Source organism: Rufibacter sp. JT20002, from assembly GCF_056491185.1.
The window spans coordinates 557,384-574,444 of record NZ_JBSZJY010000004.1; the positions used below are offsets into that span (position 1 = coordinate 557,384).

The 17,061-nt window shown below is 49.7% G+C and carries 10 protein-coding genes; all 10 read left to right on the plus strand.

From position 1 onward, the window contains the following. Positions 1 to 22 precede the first annotated feature (22 nt). The 10 genes from ACW9SV_RS19125 to ACW9SV_RS19170 all read left to right on the plus strand — a co-directional run bounded on the left by ACW9SV_RS19125 (position 23) and on the right by ACW9SV_RS19170 (position 16,866). Positions 23 to 1,162, plus strand: a complete 1,140-nt coding sequence (locus ACW9SV_RS19125; protein WP_479558368.1) for a SusE domain-containing protein — start codon at positions 23 to 25, stop codon at positions 1,160 to 1,162. Between the two features lie 78 nt (positions 1,163 to 1,240). Continuing rightward, positions 1,241 to 2,401 (plus strand): glycoside hydrolase family 76 protein, encoded by a 1,161-nt coding sequence (locus tag ACW9SV_RS19130; protein ID WP_479558369.1) that lies wholly within the window; start codon positions 1,241 to 1,243, stop codon positions 2,399 to 2,401. Positions 2,402 to 2,510: 109 nt separating this feature from the next. Beyond that, positions 2,511 to 3,926: a glycoside hydrolase family 125 protein gene (locus ACW9SV_RS19135; protein ID WP_479558370.1), complete on the plus strand. Its 1,416-nt coding sequence runs from the start codon at positions 2,511 to 2,513 to the stop codon at positions 3,924 to 3,926. Positions 3,927 to 4,173: 247 nt separating this feature from the next. Next, a complete protein-coding gene (locus ACW9SV_RS19140; RefSeq protein WP_479558371.1) occupies positions 4,174 to 6,372 on the plus strand; it encodes a GH92 family glycosyl hydrolase in 2,199 nt (732 codons plus the stop codon). Between the two features lie 119 nt (positions 6,373 to 6,491). Beyond that, positions 6,492 to 8,435 carry a glycoside hydrolase family 97 protein gene (locus tag ACW9SV_RS19145; protein ID WP_479558372.1) on the plus strand — a complete coding sequence of 648 codons (1,944 nt, stop codon included), beginning with the start codon at positions 6,492 to 6,494 and terminating at the stop codon, positions 8,433 to 8,435. Positions 8,436 to 8,462: 27 nt separating this feature from the next. Then, positions 8,463 to 9,371 carry an ROK family protein gene (locus ACW9SV_RS19150; protein ID WP_479558373.1) on the plus strand — a complete coding sequence of 303 codons (909 nt, stop codon included), beginning with the start codon at positions 8,463 to 8,465 and terminating at the stop codon, positions 9,369 to 9,371. A gap of 527 nt (positions 9,372 to 9,898) precedes the next feature. Further along, on the plus strand, positions 9,899 to 11,236 hold the full coding sequence (locus ACW9SV_RS19155) for a sugar porter family MFS transporter (RefSeq protein WP_479558374.1): 1,338 nt from the start codon (positions 9,899 to 9,901) through the stop codon (positions 11,234 to 11,236). After that, on the plus strand, positions 11,236 to 12,150 hold the full coding sequence (locus tag ACW9SV_RS19160; protein WP_479558375.1) for a carbohydrate kinase family protein: 915 nt from the start codon (positions 11,236 to 11,238) through the stop codon (positions 12,148 to 12,150). Before ACW9SV_RS19155 ends, ACW9SV_RS19160 begins: the two co-directional genes overlap by 1 nt. Before the next feature lie 221 nt (positions 12,151 to 12,371). After that, the gene (locus tag ACW9SV_RS19165; RefSeq protein WP_479558376.1) at positions 12,372 to 14,954 is read left to right on the plus strand and encodes a cellulase family glycosylhydrolase; all 2,583 of its coding nucleotides are present in this window, start codon (positions 12,372 to 12,374) and stop codon (positions 14,952 to 14,954) included. Positions 14,955 to 15,210: 256 nt separating this feature from the next. Continuing rightward, the gene (locus tag ACW9SV_RS19170; RefSeq protein ID WP_479558377.1) at positions 15,211 to 16,866 is read left to right on the plus strand and encodes a M1 family metallopeptidase; all 1,656 of its coding nucleotides are present in this window, start codon (positions 15,211 to 15,213) and stop codon (positions 16,864 to 16,866) included. Positions 16,867 to 17,061: the final 195 nt, after the last annotated feature.

Sequence of the window (17,061 nt, forward strand, 5' to 3'; positions counted from 1 at the left end):
TTAACCTTCTATCCATCCACATATGAAAAATTCAATTTTCCTTCATTTCCTTTCTTGGGCGGCAGCGTTGTTGTTTTTAACAAGCTGTGAAGATGATAAAGAACTTGACCATACCCAGGTAACCGAGGTAACCAACCTGTTCACGCCTGAAAACAATACCTCCATTAAACTGGAGCCCGCCTCTGGCAGCGCTGTTTTTGAATGGGGCCAGGCAATGGCAGAAGACAACGGCATTGTCTTCTATGAAGTGGTTTTTGACAAAGAGTCCGGGGACTTCTCTGATCCTATTTACAGTATCAAGTCTGATGGAAACGGAATCGGTAATATGCTCACCATGAGCTACGCCAGCCTGAACCAAATCGCGAAAATGGCTGGCATTGCCTCCCAAAGTAAAGGGAAAATCAAATGGACCGTTTTCTCCTCAAAAGGGATAAATGTGAAGAAATCCAGCGTGTCGCATACGTTGGAACTGGAACGTCCTGCCGGTTTCGCGGAGATTCCTTCTGCCTTGTACATCACAGGTTCTGCCTCTGAAGGCGGCGAAACCCTTAGTGAAGCCATTCCTTTCAAACAGACGCAATCTGGGGTGTTTGAGATTTATACCTCGTTGAAGGCCGGTACTTATAATTTCGCTTCGGGCAATACCGGAACCCCCATCACGTACTCCATCAACAATGGCAGAATGGTAGAAGGCGGCACCACAACGGTTACCGGAGATACCAAAGTGTACCGGATCAGATTGAACCTGAACAACGCCTCTGCTGAATTCACCGAAATCAAGTCCTTGGGTTTGTGGTTCTCCGCGGATAACAAGATCTGGTATGACCTGCCGTATGCTGGCAAGGGCACCTGGGAAATCAAGAACGCTCCGGTGGAATTCAAGCAGGAAGGCTGGGGCCGTGATGAGCGCTATAAATTCAGGTTTACGGTATTAAACGCGGCCGGAGAAGAATCTATGGAGTGGTATGGCAGCCAGAACAGTGACAACAGCCGGCCTAACAGCAATACCGCCCTTTCTTACTGGTATATGTTCCCGGTGAACAGTTCCCAATATGATTATTCTTTCAAATTCAATGAGAACGCCGACCGCAAAACCGCTGACATCAAAGTAGATTTCAGTGCGACGGCTGACCAGTACACCCATTCTGTCACTGTGAAATAAATCTTGGTTCTTCCCCAGCCCTGGCTCTGTCATCAGGAAAAGGGTTGGGGAAGATCCTCACGTTTTAAGCCTCTTTTTATGAAAACAATACATTTTCAACGCATCCTGTACATTGGCTTGATGGCCGTGTTAGGGGTTTTCAGCTCCTGTGAAGAGGAGCCCTTTCCGCTGTATGACCGTGACTCCGAGGTAGTGGTGTACAACTGGGCGGCCACCGCAGATTCTCTGCAGGATAAAACCTACAGTACCTTCCTCTCCACTGATGGGAAGTATTTCATTCAGAACAATACCGGCAACACCAATTTCAACTACTGGTGGAATGCCCACGCCCTGGATGCGCTGGTAGATGCTTACCTGCGCACAGATGACGCGGTCTATGTTCAGCGTATGAAAAGCTTGCTGAACGGCATCAAAGACAAAAACAACGGTGCTCTGCCCAACGAGTTTTATGATGACATGGAATGGCTCGCCCTCTCCAGCCTTCGGGCCTATGATGCCACAAAAGATGCCGCTTTTCTGGACGCAACCACTTTGCTGTGGCAAGACATTAAAACCGGCTTGAATGCAAACCAGGGCGGCGGTATTGCCTGGAAGAAAACCCAACTGGATTACAAAAACACCCCCGCCAATGCCCCGGCCATCATATTGGCCTCAAGGCTGTACCAACTGCAGAAGAAGCAGGAGGACCTCGACCTGGCCAAAACCCTCTACACTTGGCTGAAGTCTACCTTGGTGGACCCGTCTACCGGAATTGTTTGGGACGGAATTAACAGAACCGGGAATAGTCAGGTAGACAAGAACTGGATCTTTACCTACAACCAGGGCGTGTTCATTGGCGCGGCGGAAGAGCTTTTCAAAGCCACCGGTGACCAAGCCTACCTGACCGATGCCGTACGCACCGCCAACACCACCATCAACAGCACCGAGCTAGCCCCTGGCGGGTTATTGAGAAGCGAAAACCAGGGAGACGGTGGCCTCTTCAAGGGAATCCTGGTGCGGTACCTGGCCCGTTTGATTGAACAGCCTAATGTGCCGCAGGTAGAAAAGGCGAAATACATCAACTTTCTGAAATACAACGCCGAAACGCTTTATGCCAAAGGCATCCGGAGGCCCGCCCTCCTGATAAGCCCCGACTGGAAAAACATGCCTGGGGAATCCACTGATTTCTCAACCCAGCTGTCTGGCCTCATGCTCCTGGAGGCCATGGCGAGGTTGGATGAGTTGAACCTCCTTGACTAAAACACGGGCTGAGCTGGCAACGCAAGTTCAAGAGCAGCCTAGGAGCCAAATGATCGGCATCCGTTTTCCAGATTTTACATTTCAGAATTTTCATTAGCATACAACCAAAATGAATAGAAGAACCTTTATTCAGAGTTCGGCTTTGGTGGGAGCCGGCGTGCTTTTCAACCCCCAGTTTCTCTTCGCTTCGGCAGAATTCCCGGTAGTCCGGATTCCTGCTGCAAAGCGTAATTTCCAGAGTAAGTCTGTTGACCAGGCCATTGCTGAATTCACCAAGAATGTCAAAGACAAGGAGTTAAGCTGGCTGTTCCAGAACTGTTTCCCCAGTACTTTAGATACCACGGTAACGCACAAAATGGAAGCTGGCAAACCAGACACCTACGTCATTACCGGTGATATAGATGCCATGTGGTTGCGTGACAGCTCGGCGCAGGTGTGGCCTTATCTGCAGTTTGCGAACAAAGACGAGAAGTTAAAGCAACTGATAGCCGGTGTCATCAACCGCCAAACCCGGTGCATTCTGAAAGACCCCTATGCCAATGCATTCTACGGCGATGACACCAAAGTAGGGGAGTGGAAGACCGACCACACTGACATGCAACCAGGCGTGCATGAGCGTAAGTGGGAGATAGATTCGCTCTGTTACCCCATCCGGTTAGCGTATCACTACTGGAAAACCACCAATGACACCAAGCCCTTCGGCACCGAGTGGCATCAAGCGGTGAAAACTACGCTTAAAACTTTTAAAGAGCAGCAACGCAAGCAAGACCTAGGGCCTTACAAGTTCCAGCGCACCACCCAATTTGCCACCGATACGCTTTCCATGGCTGGGTACGGCAATCCGGTAAAACCGGTAGGGCTGATCTGTTCCTCTTTCAGGCCCAGTGATGACGCCTCAGTTTACTCCTTTTTGGTTCCGTCCAACTTCTTTGCCGTCGTGAGCTTAAGGCAGGCCGCCGAAATGATGGACAAGATCGCCAAAGATCAAAAGACAGCTAATGACATGACTGCTTTGGCAAAAGAAGTGGAAACAGCCTTGAAGGACCATGCCATCATTGACCATCCTAAACACGGCAAGCTTTATGCGTTTGAAGTGGACGGATTTGGGAACCACTACCTGATGGATGATGCCAACGTGCCCAGTCTCCTTTCTTTGCCGTACCTGGGGGCAATCAGCGTTTCTGACCCCATTTATCAAAATACCCGCAAATTCGTGTTATCTGCCAACAACCCATTTTTCTACAAAGGGAAAGCAGGGGAAGGAGTAGGAGGGCCCCACGTGGGCAAAGACATGATCTGGCCAATGGCCATTATCATGAGAGGCCTCACCAGCACCAGTCAGGAGGAAATCAAGACGTGTATTAACATGCTGAAAAACACGCACGGGGGCACTGGTTTCATGCACGAGAGCTTCCACAAAGACGATCCTAAAAAGTTCAGCCGTTCCTGGTTTGCCTGGGCCAACACCTTGTTTGGGGAGTTGCTCTGGAAAACCTATCAGGAAACGCCCAAGCTCCTGGCGTAAAGCTGGGTTTTACCAGGCGAGGATTGCAGGAAGAGCCCCCACCTTCCTGCTTTCCAAACCTTTCTCCTTCTGATGTGAGACCTATCTCGTTGCCTTTCTGCAACAGTGTAACCTTCGCTGCAATTCCTCCTGCGCCTTTAAATCCTTCCATTTGAATTAGGCTTACCGTTAAGCTGTGTTCCATGCTCTTAACCTCTAGCTGAACCAGCCTTTTGTGAAAGCCCATCACCAGTTAACCTTTCCCCTGATGAATACCTTGAAAAGTACTTTGTTTTTGTTGGCGACAATCCTTTTAGGATCATGTGCTAAATCGATAAAGCCAACTAGTGAAGAAATTGTTAAGACCGATCCGAACAATAAGGGATACACCCAATATGTGAACACCTTTATTGGAACAGCCCCTTTGCTGGACCCGAAGATCATAGGCTATACCCCTCCTGAAGGATGGCGCGTTTGGGCCGGACTGGTGTACCCGGGAAGTTCCCTTCCAAATGCCATGGTTCAGCTTAGCCCTATCACCGAGTATGGGTCTGGAGCGGGCTATGAGTATGAAGACACTCTTATTCACGCCTTCACGCATACTAACAAAGGTCATTGGAACCTCTGCAACATACCTGTGCTGCCTGTCACCGGAAGCACCCAGGGCAAGGATGCGTTTTACTCCAGGTATTCACATGATCAGGAAAAGGCCGCCCCGGGTTTTTACGGGGTTTTTCTGAAAGACTACCAAATCCAAGCGGACCTTACCTCCACGCTTAGAAGCGGCTTTCACCAATACACCTATCCCTCCAACAAAGACCGCAGCATTGTGTTCGACTTGTCCAAAGCGAACAACCCCGTCAGAAAGTGGAGCATTCAACAAGTTGGCAAGAATGCCGTGCAAGGGCACCAGGATGTAGGGGAAAAGATATACTTCTACGCCACCCTCAGCACAGAGCTGAGCAGCCTGGAGAAGAGAGGTGAGGACACAAGGAAGGGCCTGGCTATTCTACACCTGAAGGATGGAGGCAATGCTTCCGTTGACATGCGCATCGGGCTTTCATTTGTAAGCGTGGAAAACGCGAAACAGAATCTGGAAAGCGAAATAGGAGACAAGTCGTTCGCTGCCATCAGAAAAGAGGCCGATACCACCTGGGAGAACCTGCTCTCAAAAATCCAGGTAAAAGGGGGCACCGATAAACAGAAAGAATTATTCTACACGTCCTTGTACCGGTCTTTTCTCTGGCCTGCCTTACGCAGTGATACCAATAAAGAGTATACAGACGCAAAAGGAAACAGAGCCAAAGCCGATTTCAACTATTACACCGAACCTTCCCTGTGGGACACGTACCGGAATAACCTCATTTTACTAGGCATTGTTTCGCCAGAGGTGACGGTAGATGTGATCAAGTCGCTCAAAGACGTGGGTGATAAAACCGGCTTCATTCCTACCTTTTTCCACGGAGACCATGCCGCCCCTTTTATCGCCGGATCTTATGCTCGAGGGTTAGACAGTTTTGATGTGAAAGCCACCTATAACTTGCTTCTGAGAAACGCCAATGTGGAAGGCGGCGCGCGGCCTTACATCACAGAGTACATACAGAAAGGCTTCATCTCAGACCCAGATGTTGCTAACCCGCACGTGGAGACGAAAGCCAAAGCCGGTGTTTCCAAAACCCTGGAGTATGCCTATGATGATTATTCCCTGGCCCAACTGGCCAAAGCCTTAGGCGATACGGCCAACTACCGGGTGCTCATGAAACGGTCCCAGAACTACCGAAACATGTTCGATACCAAAACCAGGTTCATGCGGGGCCGCTTGGCCAACGGTGACTGGATCAAGAATTTCAATCCGCAGTATCCGTACTACGAGTACATGTACCGCGAGGCGAATGCATGGCAAGTCTCCTTCTTCGCTCTGCATGACATGAAAGGACTGATAGGCTTGTACGGTGGCCCAAAACCCTTTGAGGCAAAGCTGGATTCTCTGTTCACCCTGCCTTGGAACCCCAACCACATCGCCAGAAATGTGGAAAGCATGATCGGGCAGTACTGCCACGGAAACCAACCCGACCACGAGGCGCCGTTTTCCTACTACTTTATAAATAAACCCGAAAAATCACAGCAGATGATTGACCGCATCATGAACGACCTCTACGGCATAGGAGAGGACGGATTAGCGCTCTGTGGCATGGACGACTCCGGAGAGATGTCTTCCTGGTATGTCTTCAACGCTTTGGGCTTGTACCCGTTCTCGCCCGCCGATGACGAATACCTGGTTACGGTTCCCATCTTTGATGAAGTCCGCTGGAAACTGCCGAACGGCAAAGAGGTTAAGATTACTAAAAAGGGGAAAGACCGCGCCTTGAAATCCATTCTGGTGAATGACAAAGCGCAGAAGGGGTATTTTGTCTCTCATGACTTGTTCCGCAATGGCGGTGAACTGGGCATTGTCACAGGCAATTGATTTGAGCCTCAGAACGCCAAACCCATGCCCATCATTAGAAGGCGTTTTAGGGTTGTTCTTCATAAACTAGCCTACAACGCCTGATCCACCACCTCTAAAAATCTACAGCGCATTCCTAGATGGTAAAGCAAGGTATTTCTACAATTCTGTTTCTGTGCTTGGCCGTGGTAGCACAGGCCCAGCGGTATAGCTTGTTCTCCCCAGACAAAAAAACGGAGGTCAGGCTCACTGTTTCGGATAGCATTTACTATGAAGTGCTTGCCGACGGTAAACACCTGATAAACCCTTCGGCCATCCACCTGGAAACCGATTTTGGGAAGGGGAAAAGCTCCAAAGTAACGAAAACCTCCAAGCGGTCGGTGAACCAGGTGTTGCACCCGGTGGTGTGGCAAAAAGGAAAAGACATTCAGGATCATTTCAATGAACTGAGCCTGGCTTTTTCAAATAACCTGGGGCTGGAATGGCGGGCTTACAACAATGGCATTGCCTGGCGTTGGATCATCAACAAGAAAGGTCCTTCCAAAGTTATGGGTGAAATAGCCTCGTTTCGGCTAAACCAGGCTGAAAACGCTTGGTACCCCTTGGAGGATGAATTCTTCTCCCATAACGAGCGGGCGTACCATCAACTGTCCTTGGACAGCATCAGCAACAAAAGCCTAGCGAGCTTGCCAGCCCTTTTCAGTGTCCAAGGAAAGAAGGTATTACTTACGGAAGCGGACCTGCTCAACTATGCGGGCATGTGGCTTCGGGGAGATGGAACAGGCGGAGTGAAGGGTGTATTTCCTTATTACCCTAAGAAAACCAAGGTGAATGGAGATCGGAATGTGCGGGTAGCGGAGCGGGAAGACTATATTGCCCAGTTCACTTCTCCGCAGACGCTTCCCTGGCGCGTGATCATGGTGGCCCGTAATGATGCTGAGTTGCTGGTAAACCAATTGGTGTACCAACTTTCCACCCCTTCTAAAGGGGATTTCAGTTGGGTAAAGCCCGGCAAAGTTCAGTGGGACTGGTGGAACGACAACAACATCACGGGGGTAGATTTCAAAGCCGGCGTCAATACCGAAACCTACAAGTACTACATTGATTTCGCCTCAAAGTATGGGTTAGAATACGTGATACTGGATGAGGGCTGGAGTGACACAAGGGACTTAATGAAGCAGATGCCAGGCATCAACATAGAGGAACTGGCTACTTACGCGCAACAAAAGAATGTGAACTTGGTGCTATGGGCCAATTGGCTCGCGCTGGATGGTCCTAAACTGGAGCCTACCTTGGATCAGTTCGCCAAATGGGGCATCAAGGGAATCAAGGTTGATTTTATGCAGCGCGATGATCAGGAGATGGTCAATTATTACATCAGGGTTTCAGAAGAAGCGGCTAAAAGAAAAATGCTGGTGGACTTTCATGGCGCCTACAAGCCGACCGGACTTTACCGCACCTACCCCAATGTGCTTTCCTACGAAGGGGTTCTGGGCCTGGAGCAAAACAAAGGAAGCGATATCGTCAACCCCGAGCATAACGTGACCATTCCCTTCATCCGGATGGTCGCCGGCCCCATGGATTACACCCCCGGTGCCATGCTGAACGCCCAGAAAGACATGTGGAAACCCGTTTGGTCCAAACCCATGAGCATGGGAACCCGGGTGCACCAATTGGCCATGTATGTCATTTATGAGAGCCCGCTCCAGATGCTGGCCGACAACCCTACTCACTACTACAAACAACCCGAAGCCATGGAGTTCCTGAGTAAAGTCCCTACCGAATGGGAACAAACCATTCCCTTGCAGGCCAAAGTAGGGGACTTTGTGTTACTCGCCCGAAAAGCCAAAAATGGCGATTGGTATGTAGGCGGCATGACCGATTGGTCTGAACGAGAGCTGCAGGTGGATCTATCTTTTTTAGGAGAGGGAGACTACACCATGAGGGTGTGGAAAGATGGGGTAAACGCCAACCGCAATGCCGAGGATTTCAAAATGGAAAAGCTGGAGGTCAACAGGCACTCTTCCATTTCGGCCAGCTTGGCCAAAGGAGGAGGTTGGGTAGCCCGTTTTAGCAAGAAGTAATTTTCACCGGTTCCAAAATCATACGCTATGAATCATGCAACAGTAGTGGGGATAGATGTAGGAGGTTCTCATATCTCCGCAGCCCTTGTCGATATGGAAACGAGCGCTCTTGTATCTGGGAGTTATGTGAGAAGTGAAATAAATACCCAGGGCTCGGTGAACGAGATCATCGGCAACTGGTGCGAGGTTATCCAAAAAGCCCAGAGCTTTGACGGTACTTCGTCGGGAAAGATCGGCATCGCCATGCCGGGCCCGTTTGATTACCCCAACGGCGTTTCCCTCATCAAGGACCAGAACAAATACGACATCCTCTACAAGCTCAATGTAAAGGAATTATTGGCAGAGAAGCTCTCCATGCAGGCAGACGACATCCGGTTTTTGAACGATGCCGAGTGCTTCCTGTTAGGCGAGGTCTTCTGCGGCGCCGCCCAGGGCGTAGAGCAGGTGCTGGGCCTGACGTTAGGCACCGGTCTGGGCTCGGCCTGGTGCCACCACGGCAAGGTAGAAGACGCCGACCTGTGGAATTCGCCTTTCAAGGAGGGCATCGCCGAGGACTATCTCTCCACCCGTTGGTTCGTGAACCGGTTCAGGGAACTCACTGGCCAAGAAGTAAAGGGGGTGAGAGAACTAGCCGACCTTGCCCCGCAGAACCTAACCGTGCAAACAGTCTTTGATGAGTTTGGGAAAAATCTGGCCGAGTTCATCAGAACGACCGTGAAACCCTTGGGTGCCGTGATGGTGGTGATCGGGGGCAACATCTCCAAAGCCTATCATCTGTTCTCTGGGGAATTGGAGCACCATCTTCTAAACCATGCCTTATCCATTCCAATACGGGTAGCCGAGCTGGGGGAGGAGTCAGCGTTGATTGGGGCGGCCAGTTCCTGGAAAGGAAGTCTGCTGGAGAAAGAGGAAGCCGCGAAAGTAATGGGAAAGTAGAATTCAGACTTTCTCTTATTGCTGGAAACAACAGTTAAACTGATTTTGCAGGGCTTGATAAATAGGTGCACTATGGAGCTTGGTGTAATTAATCTACAAGATTTCAAGGCTAAAGTGTGTTGTCGCACTTCCTTTAAAGGAGATAAAGTGTCCTTTATGTGCCCATTCTACTACTAGATTAACCTTCAAAATTTTATTAACCAGATATGCCCCTCATCGACATATTTGTTTTTCCAAAATGTTGGTGAAGCTGCAAAGGAGGGTTTTTACAAAAGTTAAATAGAAATTCTATTGAAGTGATTAGGCTTTTTGGCTAGTTTTAGAAAAGCAGGGCAGAAACAAGATTTTACCTACTCCTAGTCTTACAATTGTAAGTAGGGAACTTTCCCCTACATTTCACTTTCCTGAAAGTTTTAGATATTAAGCTATCAGAGATAGAAGCCTAGTGGATAAATGCTTTTCACTTTAAAGCATGTGAAGTTGAGGATTCTTTAAAACCAGTACCTTTTAGAAAAACATTCAAGTTCATGGCAAGTAGGAAAGTATTCTTTTGGGCAATTGTAGTTGCGTTGGGTGGGTTTTTATTCGGGTTTGATACGGCCGTAATCTCTGGGGCTGAGAAGGCAATTCAGAGACTGTGGAACCTGAGCGTTTTTGAGCACGGCCTCACGGTGGCTATTGCCTTGATTGGAACCGTGCTGGGTTCGCTGACGGGCGGGATTCCTTCTGATAAGTATGGCCGCAAGAACACCTTAATTGGGATCGCGGTGCTTTACCTGTTATCCTCCATAGGAACCGCTTTGGCCCAGGACTGGTACACATTTCTTATTTTCCGCTTCTTAGGTGGCATTGGGGTGGGGGTTTCTTCCGTGACTGCTCCCTTGTACATCTCGGAGATTTCACCGGCCAAATCAAGAGGCCGGTTAGTGGCTCTTTTTCAATTCAACATCGTGTTTGGAATTCTGGTGGCTTACCTATCCAACTACCTGTTTGCCGGAACCGGTGAGCACGACTGGCGCTGGATGTTGGGAATACAAGCCGTTCCCTCCATCATCTTCCTGGTAACTCTTCTGATGGTGCCAGAGAGCCCCAGATGGTTGTTACTGAAGAGAACCAATAGGGTAGATGAAGCGAAAAGAACCCTCCAAATTGCCAATCCAGACGCAAACGTGAACCAGATGGTAACTGATATTTTGATGACGGCCCATGAACGGGATGAGGAGGGTCATCAACCCGCGCTGTTCTCAAAGAAGCATTCCTTGCCTATCACTTTAACGGTGCTTTTTGCCTTTTTCAATCAGGTATCGGGTATCAATGCCATTATCTATTACGCACCTCGCATTTTTGAGATGGTGGGCTTGGGGCAGGAGTCAGCGTTACTTTCTTCGGCTGGTATCGGCTTGGTCAACTTTCTATTCACGTTGCTGGCCATGAACGTGATTGACCGGTTTGGGCGCCGCACGCTCATGCTCATTGGTTCGCTGGGCTTGATTGTCACCCTGGGGTTGGTTGCCAAAGCTTTTTACCTGGAAGAGTTCAGCGGGATAGCTGTTCCGGTTTACTTGTTCGTGTACATCGCTTTTTTTGCGTTCTCCCAAGGAGCCGTGATTTGGGTGTTTATTTCTGAAATCTTTCCTAACCAAGTGCGGGCCTCGGGTCAGGCTTTGGGCAGCTTCACTCATTGGATCATGGCCGCTATTATCGCTTTTAGCTTCCCTTACATCGCCGAAACCCTGGGAGGCGGGCATACTTTTATGATCTTCACCGGCATGATGGTATTGCAGTTATTGTTTGTCTGGCGCATGATGCCGGAGACCAAGGGTACCTCCCTGGAGAAGATTGAGAAAAGCGTGGTCATGCATTAATGGAGGCAGGTATGCAGCAGAAAATCGTATGCTTCGGAGAGACCCTGTGGGACTTTCTGCCTACCGGTAAGATGCCCGGCGGAGCACCCATGAACGTAGCCATTCACCTGCGCTACAACGGATTTGAGCCGACAGTGGTGAGTAGGGTGGGGCAGGATGAGTTGGGAGATGAACTGATGAGGTTTCTGCAAGACAAGCAAATCGAAACAGATTGGATCCAGAAAGACCAAATACATCAAACCGGAGTAGTCACTGCTGATACCAGTGATCCAACAGAGGTTTCCTACACGATTATCGAGCCCGTCGCCTGGGATTTCATCCAGTACGATGAACCCACGGCGCAGCTAATTTCCCAAAGTGACGTCTTCCTCTATGGTAGTTTAGCTGCCAGGGGAGATTGTTCAAGGCAGGCCCTTTTACGATATCTGCCCTTAGCTAAAAGGAAAGTTTTTGATGTAAACCTTCGGCCCCCTCATTACACGCCTGAGCTTGTGCTAAGCTTGCTCAGTGAGGCAAGTCTTGTGAAAATGAACCATCAGGAACTGGAGGAAATCTGCGGTTGGATAGGAGTGGAGGGAGATCTTCATCGCCAGATGCAAGATCTCAAAGACAAGTTTGGATGGGAGTTAGCGGTAGTGACCCGGGGCGACAAGGGAGCCGCTGTTTACGCCGAGGAAGGTTTTTTTGAACACGAAGGCTTCCGGGTAGAAGTGGAGGATACAATTGGCAGTGGTGACGCTTTTCTGGCCACTTTCCTCACCAGCTATCTGCAGCACAAACCCCTTCCAGAAGCCTTGGAAAGAGCCTGCCTCATTGGGGCATTCGTGGCCACCCAAAGAGGGGCCACCCCTTTTTATAACCCAAAGGAGATTACCAACGAAAGCTTGAGGACCTTTCGCCAACCTGCTTCCTAGCTAAAGGATCCATTTCATTCTCCTTGATCACTCTTTCTTTAGCAATCTCGAAAAGCTTACATGGTTAGCCCGGCTAATTTCCGGCTCCGCCTCACACGAAAAGCTTACGGTGAATCATGAATTACCTATAACCACAGGATAACTTTATAAAAGAGAACGCGCCCTTCAGTAAGTTTGCCTATGGGCAGCTTTGCGGCAAGCCATCACTTTTAAGTAATTTCATGAAAACCAGTCTTAAAAAGCACTTCATTCTCTTATTCACCTGTTTTCTATTTTCCGTGCCCCTTTTGGCCCAGAATAAGAAAGCAGAAAGCCAGGAGTTAGTGTACGTTGACTCTAAAGGAATCATGCGCTGGAAGAAAAACAACCAGGAAGCAGCATTTTTCGGGGTGAACTACACGGTTCCGTTTGCCTACGGGTACCGGTCTGTGAAGGCCAGAAACGTTGACCCTGAGAAAGCCATTGACCAGGATGTCTACCATATGGCCCGTCTGGGCTTAGACGCTTTCAGGGTACACGTCTGGGACACTGAAATCTCCGACACCTTGGGAAACCTGCTGGAAAACGAGCACCTGCGCCTGTTTGATTACCTGGTCTACAAGTTGAAGCAGCGTAACATCAGAATCATGCTCACCCCCATCGCTTTCTGGGGAAACGGGTATCCGGAGAAAGACGAGAACACTCCCGGCTTTTCGCGCCTCTACGGCAAGCAAAAGGCTCTGGTAAATGAATTTGCCTTCAAAGCCCAGGAAAACTACCTTAAGCAGTTCCTGAACCACGTCAATCCATACACCAAACTCAAGTATGGGGCCGATCCTAATATTATTGGGGCCGAGGTGAACAATGAACCCCAGCACTCAGGACCTAAAGCCAGAACCACCGAATATGTGAACCGTATGGTAGCGGCCATCCGGGCAACCGGTTGGACCAAGCCTATTTTCTACAACATCAGTGAATCGCCGCGGTACGCCGATGCCGTGGCCAAGGCCAACGTTGATGGTTTCAGTTTTCAGTGGTACCCCACGGGGCTGGTGGCAAACCACACCCTCCAAGGCAATTACCTGCCCCACGTAGACCGCTACCACATCCCGTTTGACACCATCCCCGAGTTCAAAAACAAAGCTCTCATGGTCTATGAGTTTGACGCCGGTGATGTGCTGGGTTCTTACATGTACCCGGCCATGGCTAAGAGTTTCAGGGGGGCGGGATTCCAGTGGGCGACGCAGTTTGCCTATGACCCTATGGCAACCGCTTACGCCAACACCGAGTACCAGACCCACTACCTGAATCTGGCGTACACCCCTTCCAAAGCCATTAGTTTGATGATTGCAGCTAAGGCTTTCCATCAGCTTCCCTTGCGCAAAAGCTATGGCGTTTACCCAGCCGACAGCGTTTTCGGGGCGTTTCGGGTAAGTTATAGAGAAAACCTGAGCGAGATGAATACGCCGCAGGCCTTCCTGTATACCAATACCACCCGCACAAAGCCTGCTAACCTTTCTAAATTGACCCAGATAGCCGGAGTGGGTAGCTCGCCCGTGGTGGCGTACTCCGGCTCCGGGGCTTATTTCCTGGACAAGTTGGATAAAGGCGGTTGGCGACTGGAAGTGATGCCCGATGCCGTGCACATCCGGGATCCTTTCGCGAAGGCCTCGCCCAGCAAAGAAGTGACCCGCATTGAGTGGCTGAACCAATCCATGCAAATCAAGCTAGCCGAATTAGGGGAGGAGTTCACCGTTACCAGTGTAAATGACGGAAACTCCTACAAGGCCTCGGCGAAAGGAGGAAGTTTTCAGATCACACCCGGGGTCTATTTACTGGCCAAAAAAGGAAAAGGTGCCTGGAACGGGAAATCTTCTTTTGGGTATATGGAGATGAAGGAATTCGCAGCTCCCCAGCCTTTTGATACCAAACCCTACGTGGCGCACCATCCCTTGAAGGAGGTATCGGCGGGCAAACCTTTTGTGCTTCAGGCCAATGTAGTGGGCGTAACCCCTGAGGCCAAAATTACAGTTCAGCTAAATAATCAGGCGGGGGTTTACAAGACCATCGCAATGGAGAGGGTAGAGGGAAGCCGGTACCAAGCCCAAATTCCGGTGGACCTCACTTCTCCGGGCTTGATCAGTTACCGGATCATGGTGCAGGACGGTCAAAAGCAGGTGACGTTCCCGGGAGGATACGAGGGAGACCCCTGGGCGTGGGACTTTTACCAGAATGACACCTGGCAAACGTTTGTCGCCGCTGAGAAAGGCGCTTTGTCTTTGTTTAACGCCACCACAGACCGCGCCATCTATGTGTTCCCGAACCTTTGGAGAGGCGACGAGAGGGCACTGCTCACAGCAGAGAACCCTGGGCAATTAGTGCTGAAACTCACCGCCAAAGAGCTGCCGGTGGAACAGACCATGGGCTTTCAGCACTTCATCGGAGACAAACTGAAAGGGCGTGAAAATGATTTGGCCTCCTTTAGCAAACTGGTGATCAGAATTAGGACTGCGAACACAAACGGCTTGCTGGTAAAGGTAGGGTTGATCACTTCAAATGCTGCAGCCTTTACCGCCAGGGTACATGCCACGGGTACCTTTCAGGATATTGAGGTGCCGCTGAATACCTTTAAAGCAGATGCCTTTATGCTGTTACCACGGCCTTACCCAGGGTTCCATCCGTTCCAGTTCTCGGGGGCAAAGGCGGGCTCCTTCAATTTAAAGCAAGCTGAAAAGCTGGAGATTTCCCTACCCCAGGACTTAAAAGCAGCCCAAAAAGAACAACCCTTCACCTTTGAAATAGAAGCAGTATGGCTTGAGAAATAGCTAGAGTTTTTTTAATAGAAACCGTTTCAGGCTTGTTTTTTACAAAAGCAGCCTGAAACGGTTTTTCTTTTTTAGGTTTTCTTTTTCCCTGTCCTAAGTGTAAGAGATGCTTATATTTGCTTACAAGGGCTTTGGTTTAAATGGGCTTCTGTACCTTGTAAATATCAAAAGGAGAGATCCCGCTAATTTTGGCAAGTCATTGGCAGGGTTAGCAGAGGAGGCTTTTCCTTTATACTTTTTTAAAAACAGTTTAAAAATGCGACATCGGTTTTCTTCTCTTTTGGGTTTAGCTACGGTGGTTTTACTAGGCCTTGGAACAGAGACCCAAGCCCAGACCACTCCCACGTACACGCGACAAGATACGCTCAGAGGCTCTATCACGCCGGAGCGGGCCTGGTGGGACCTGGTGCACTATGATCTGCGCATTAAAGTGAACCCCCAAGACAGCACCATGAAAGGCACGAACTTGGTGCGCTACAAAGTTCTGAAGGCTAACCAAGTAATGCAGATTGACTTGCAGCCACCCATGCGCATTGAGCAGGTTCGGCAAAACGGCAAGAACCTGGCGGTAAAGCAGGACGGGAATGCCTGGTTTATCCAATTAGCCGGCAAGCAAGTTCCCGGCACTTTGCAGACCGTGGAAGTGACGTACGGCGGAAAACCCCAGGTAAGTACCAATCCGCCCTGGACCGGGGGCGTGACCTGGAAAAAGGATAGTAACGGGAAACCTTTCGTTGCCACCTCGGTGCAAGGAGATGGCGCTAGCTTGTTCTGGCCTTGCAAAGACCACATGTACGATGAACCCGACAGCATGATGATCAGGGTGACGGTACCCAAAGACCTGGTAGATGTCTCCAACGGCCGCTTGCGCAAAGTAGAGCAACACGCCGACGGTACCCAAACCTTCCATTGGGCGGTGACCAATCCCATCAACAACTACGGCGTGAATGTGAACATCGGTGACTACGTGAACTTCTACGAAACCTACGCCGGCGAGAAAGGCAAGCTGGATTGCAACTACTATGTGCTGCGCGAAAACCTTAGCAAAGCGAAAGAGCAGTTTAAGCAAGTGCCCCAGATGTTGAAAGCCTTTGAACACTGGTTCGGGCCATACCCGTTTTATGAGGACAGCTACAAACTGGTGGAGGTGCCGTACCTGGGCATGGAGCACCAAAGCTCGGTGACTTACGGAAACAAATACCAGAACGGTTATTTGGGGCGTGACCTCAGCGGTACCGGTTGGGGTTTGAAGTTTGACTTCATCATCATCCACGAGAGTGGCCATGAGTGGTTTGCGAACAACATCACCTACAAAGACATCGCCGACATGTGGATTCATGAGAGTTTCACCAACTACTCAGAGAACCTCTTTGTAGAGTATTTCCACGGCAAAAAAGCGGGCAGTGAGTACGTCATCGGAACCCGGCAGGGAATCCGGAACGACCGGCCCATCATAGGCAAATACGAGGTAAACTCCAGTGGCTCCGGCGACATGTACCCCAAAGGCGGCAACATGCTGCACACCCTTCGGCAGGTAGTAAACGATGACGAAAAATGGCGCAACATCTTACGCGGGATGAACAAGGAATTCTATCACCAGACGGTCACTTCAGCGCAGATAGAAAACTATTTGAGCAAGCAGACCGGGAAAGACTTGAATGCCTTTTTTAACCAATACCTTCGGGACGTGCGCATTCCGGTGCTGGAGTACAAGATGGAAGGGAACACCCTTTCGTACCGCTGGAACAACGCAGTTACTGGTTTTAACCTGCCCGTAAAAGTTATTGCCGCCGGAAAAGAAATATGGTTGCAGCCTGTAACTACCACTTGGAAGAAAGCAAATCTAACAGGTGGTACTACAGAGGTAAAAGTGGATCCTAACTTCTACGTGACCCAAAAACAGGTTCAATAAGCCGTTAGTAACAGAACTAGAAATTACTTTGTCTGTAGGTCCTGTTTTGAGTTAAATTTAGCTAAGTCTTTCTCGAAACAGGGCCTCCTTTTTTGCGACTAGGTTTTCTTAATGGAATCTAGATCAAGGTTAAGTCTGAACCGAGGTGCTTCAACCTCGTATCTCTAAGCAACTCATAACGAATTGAGTACCTAA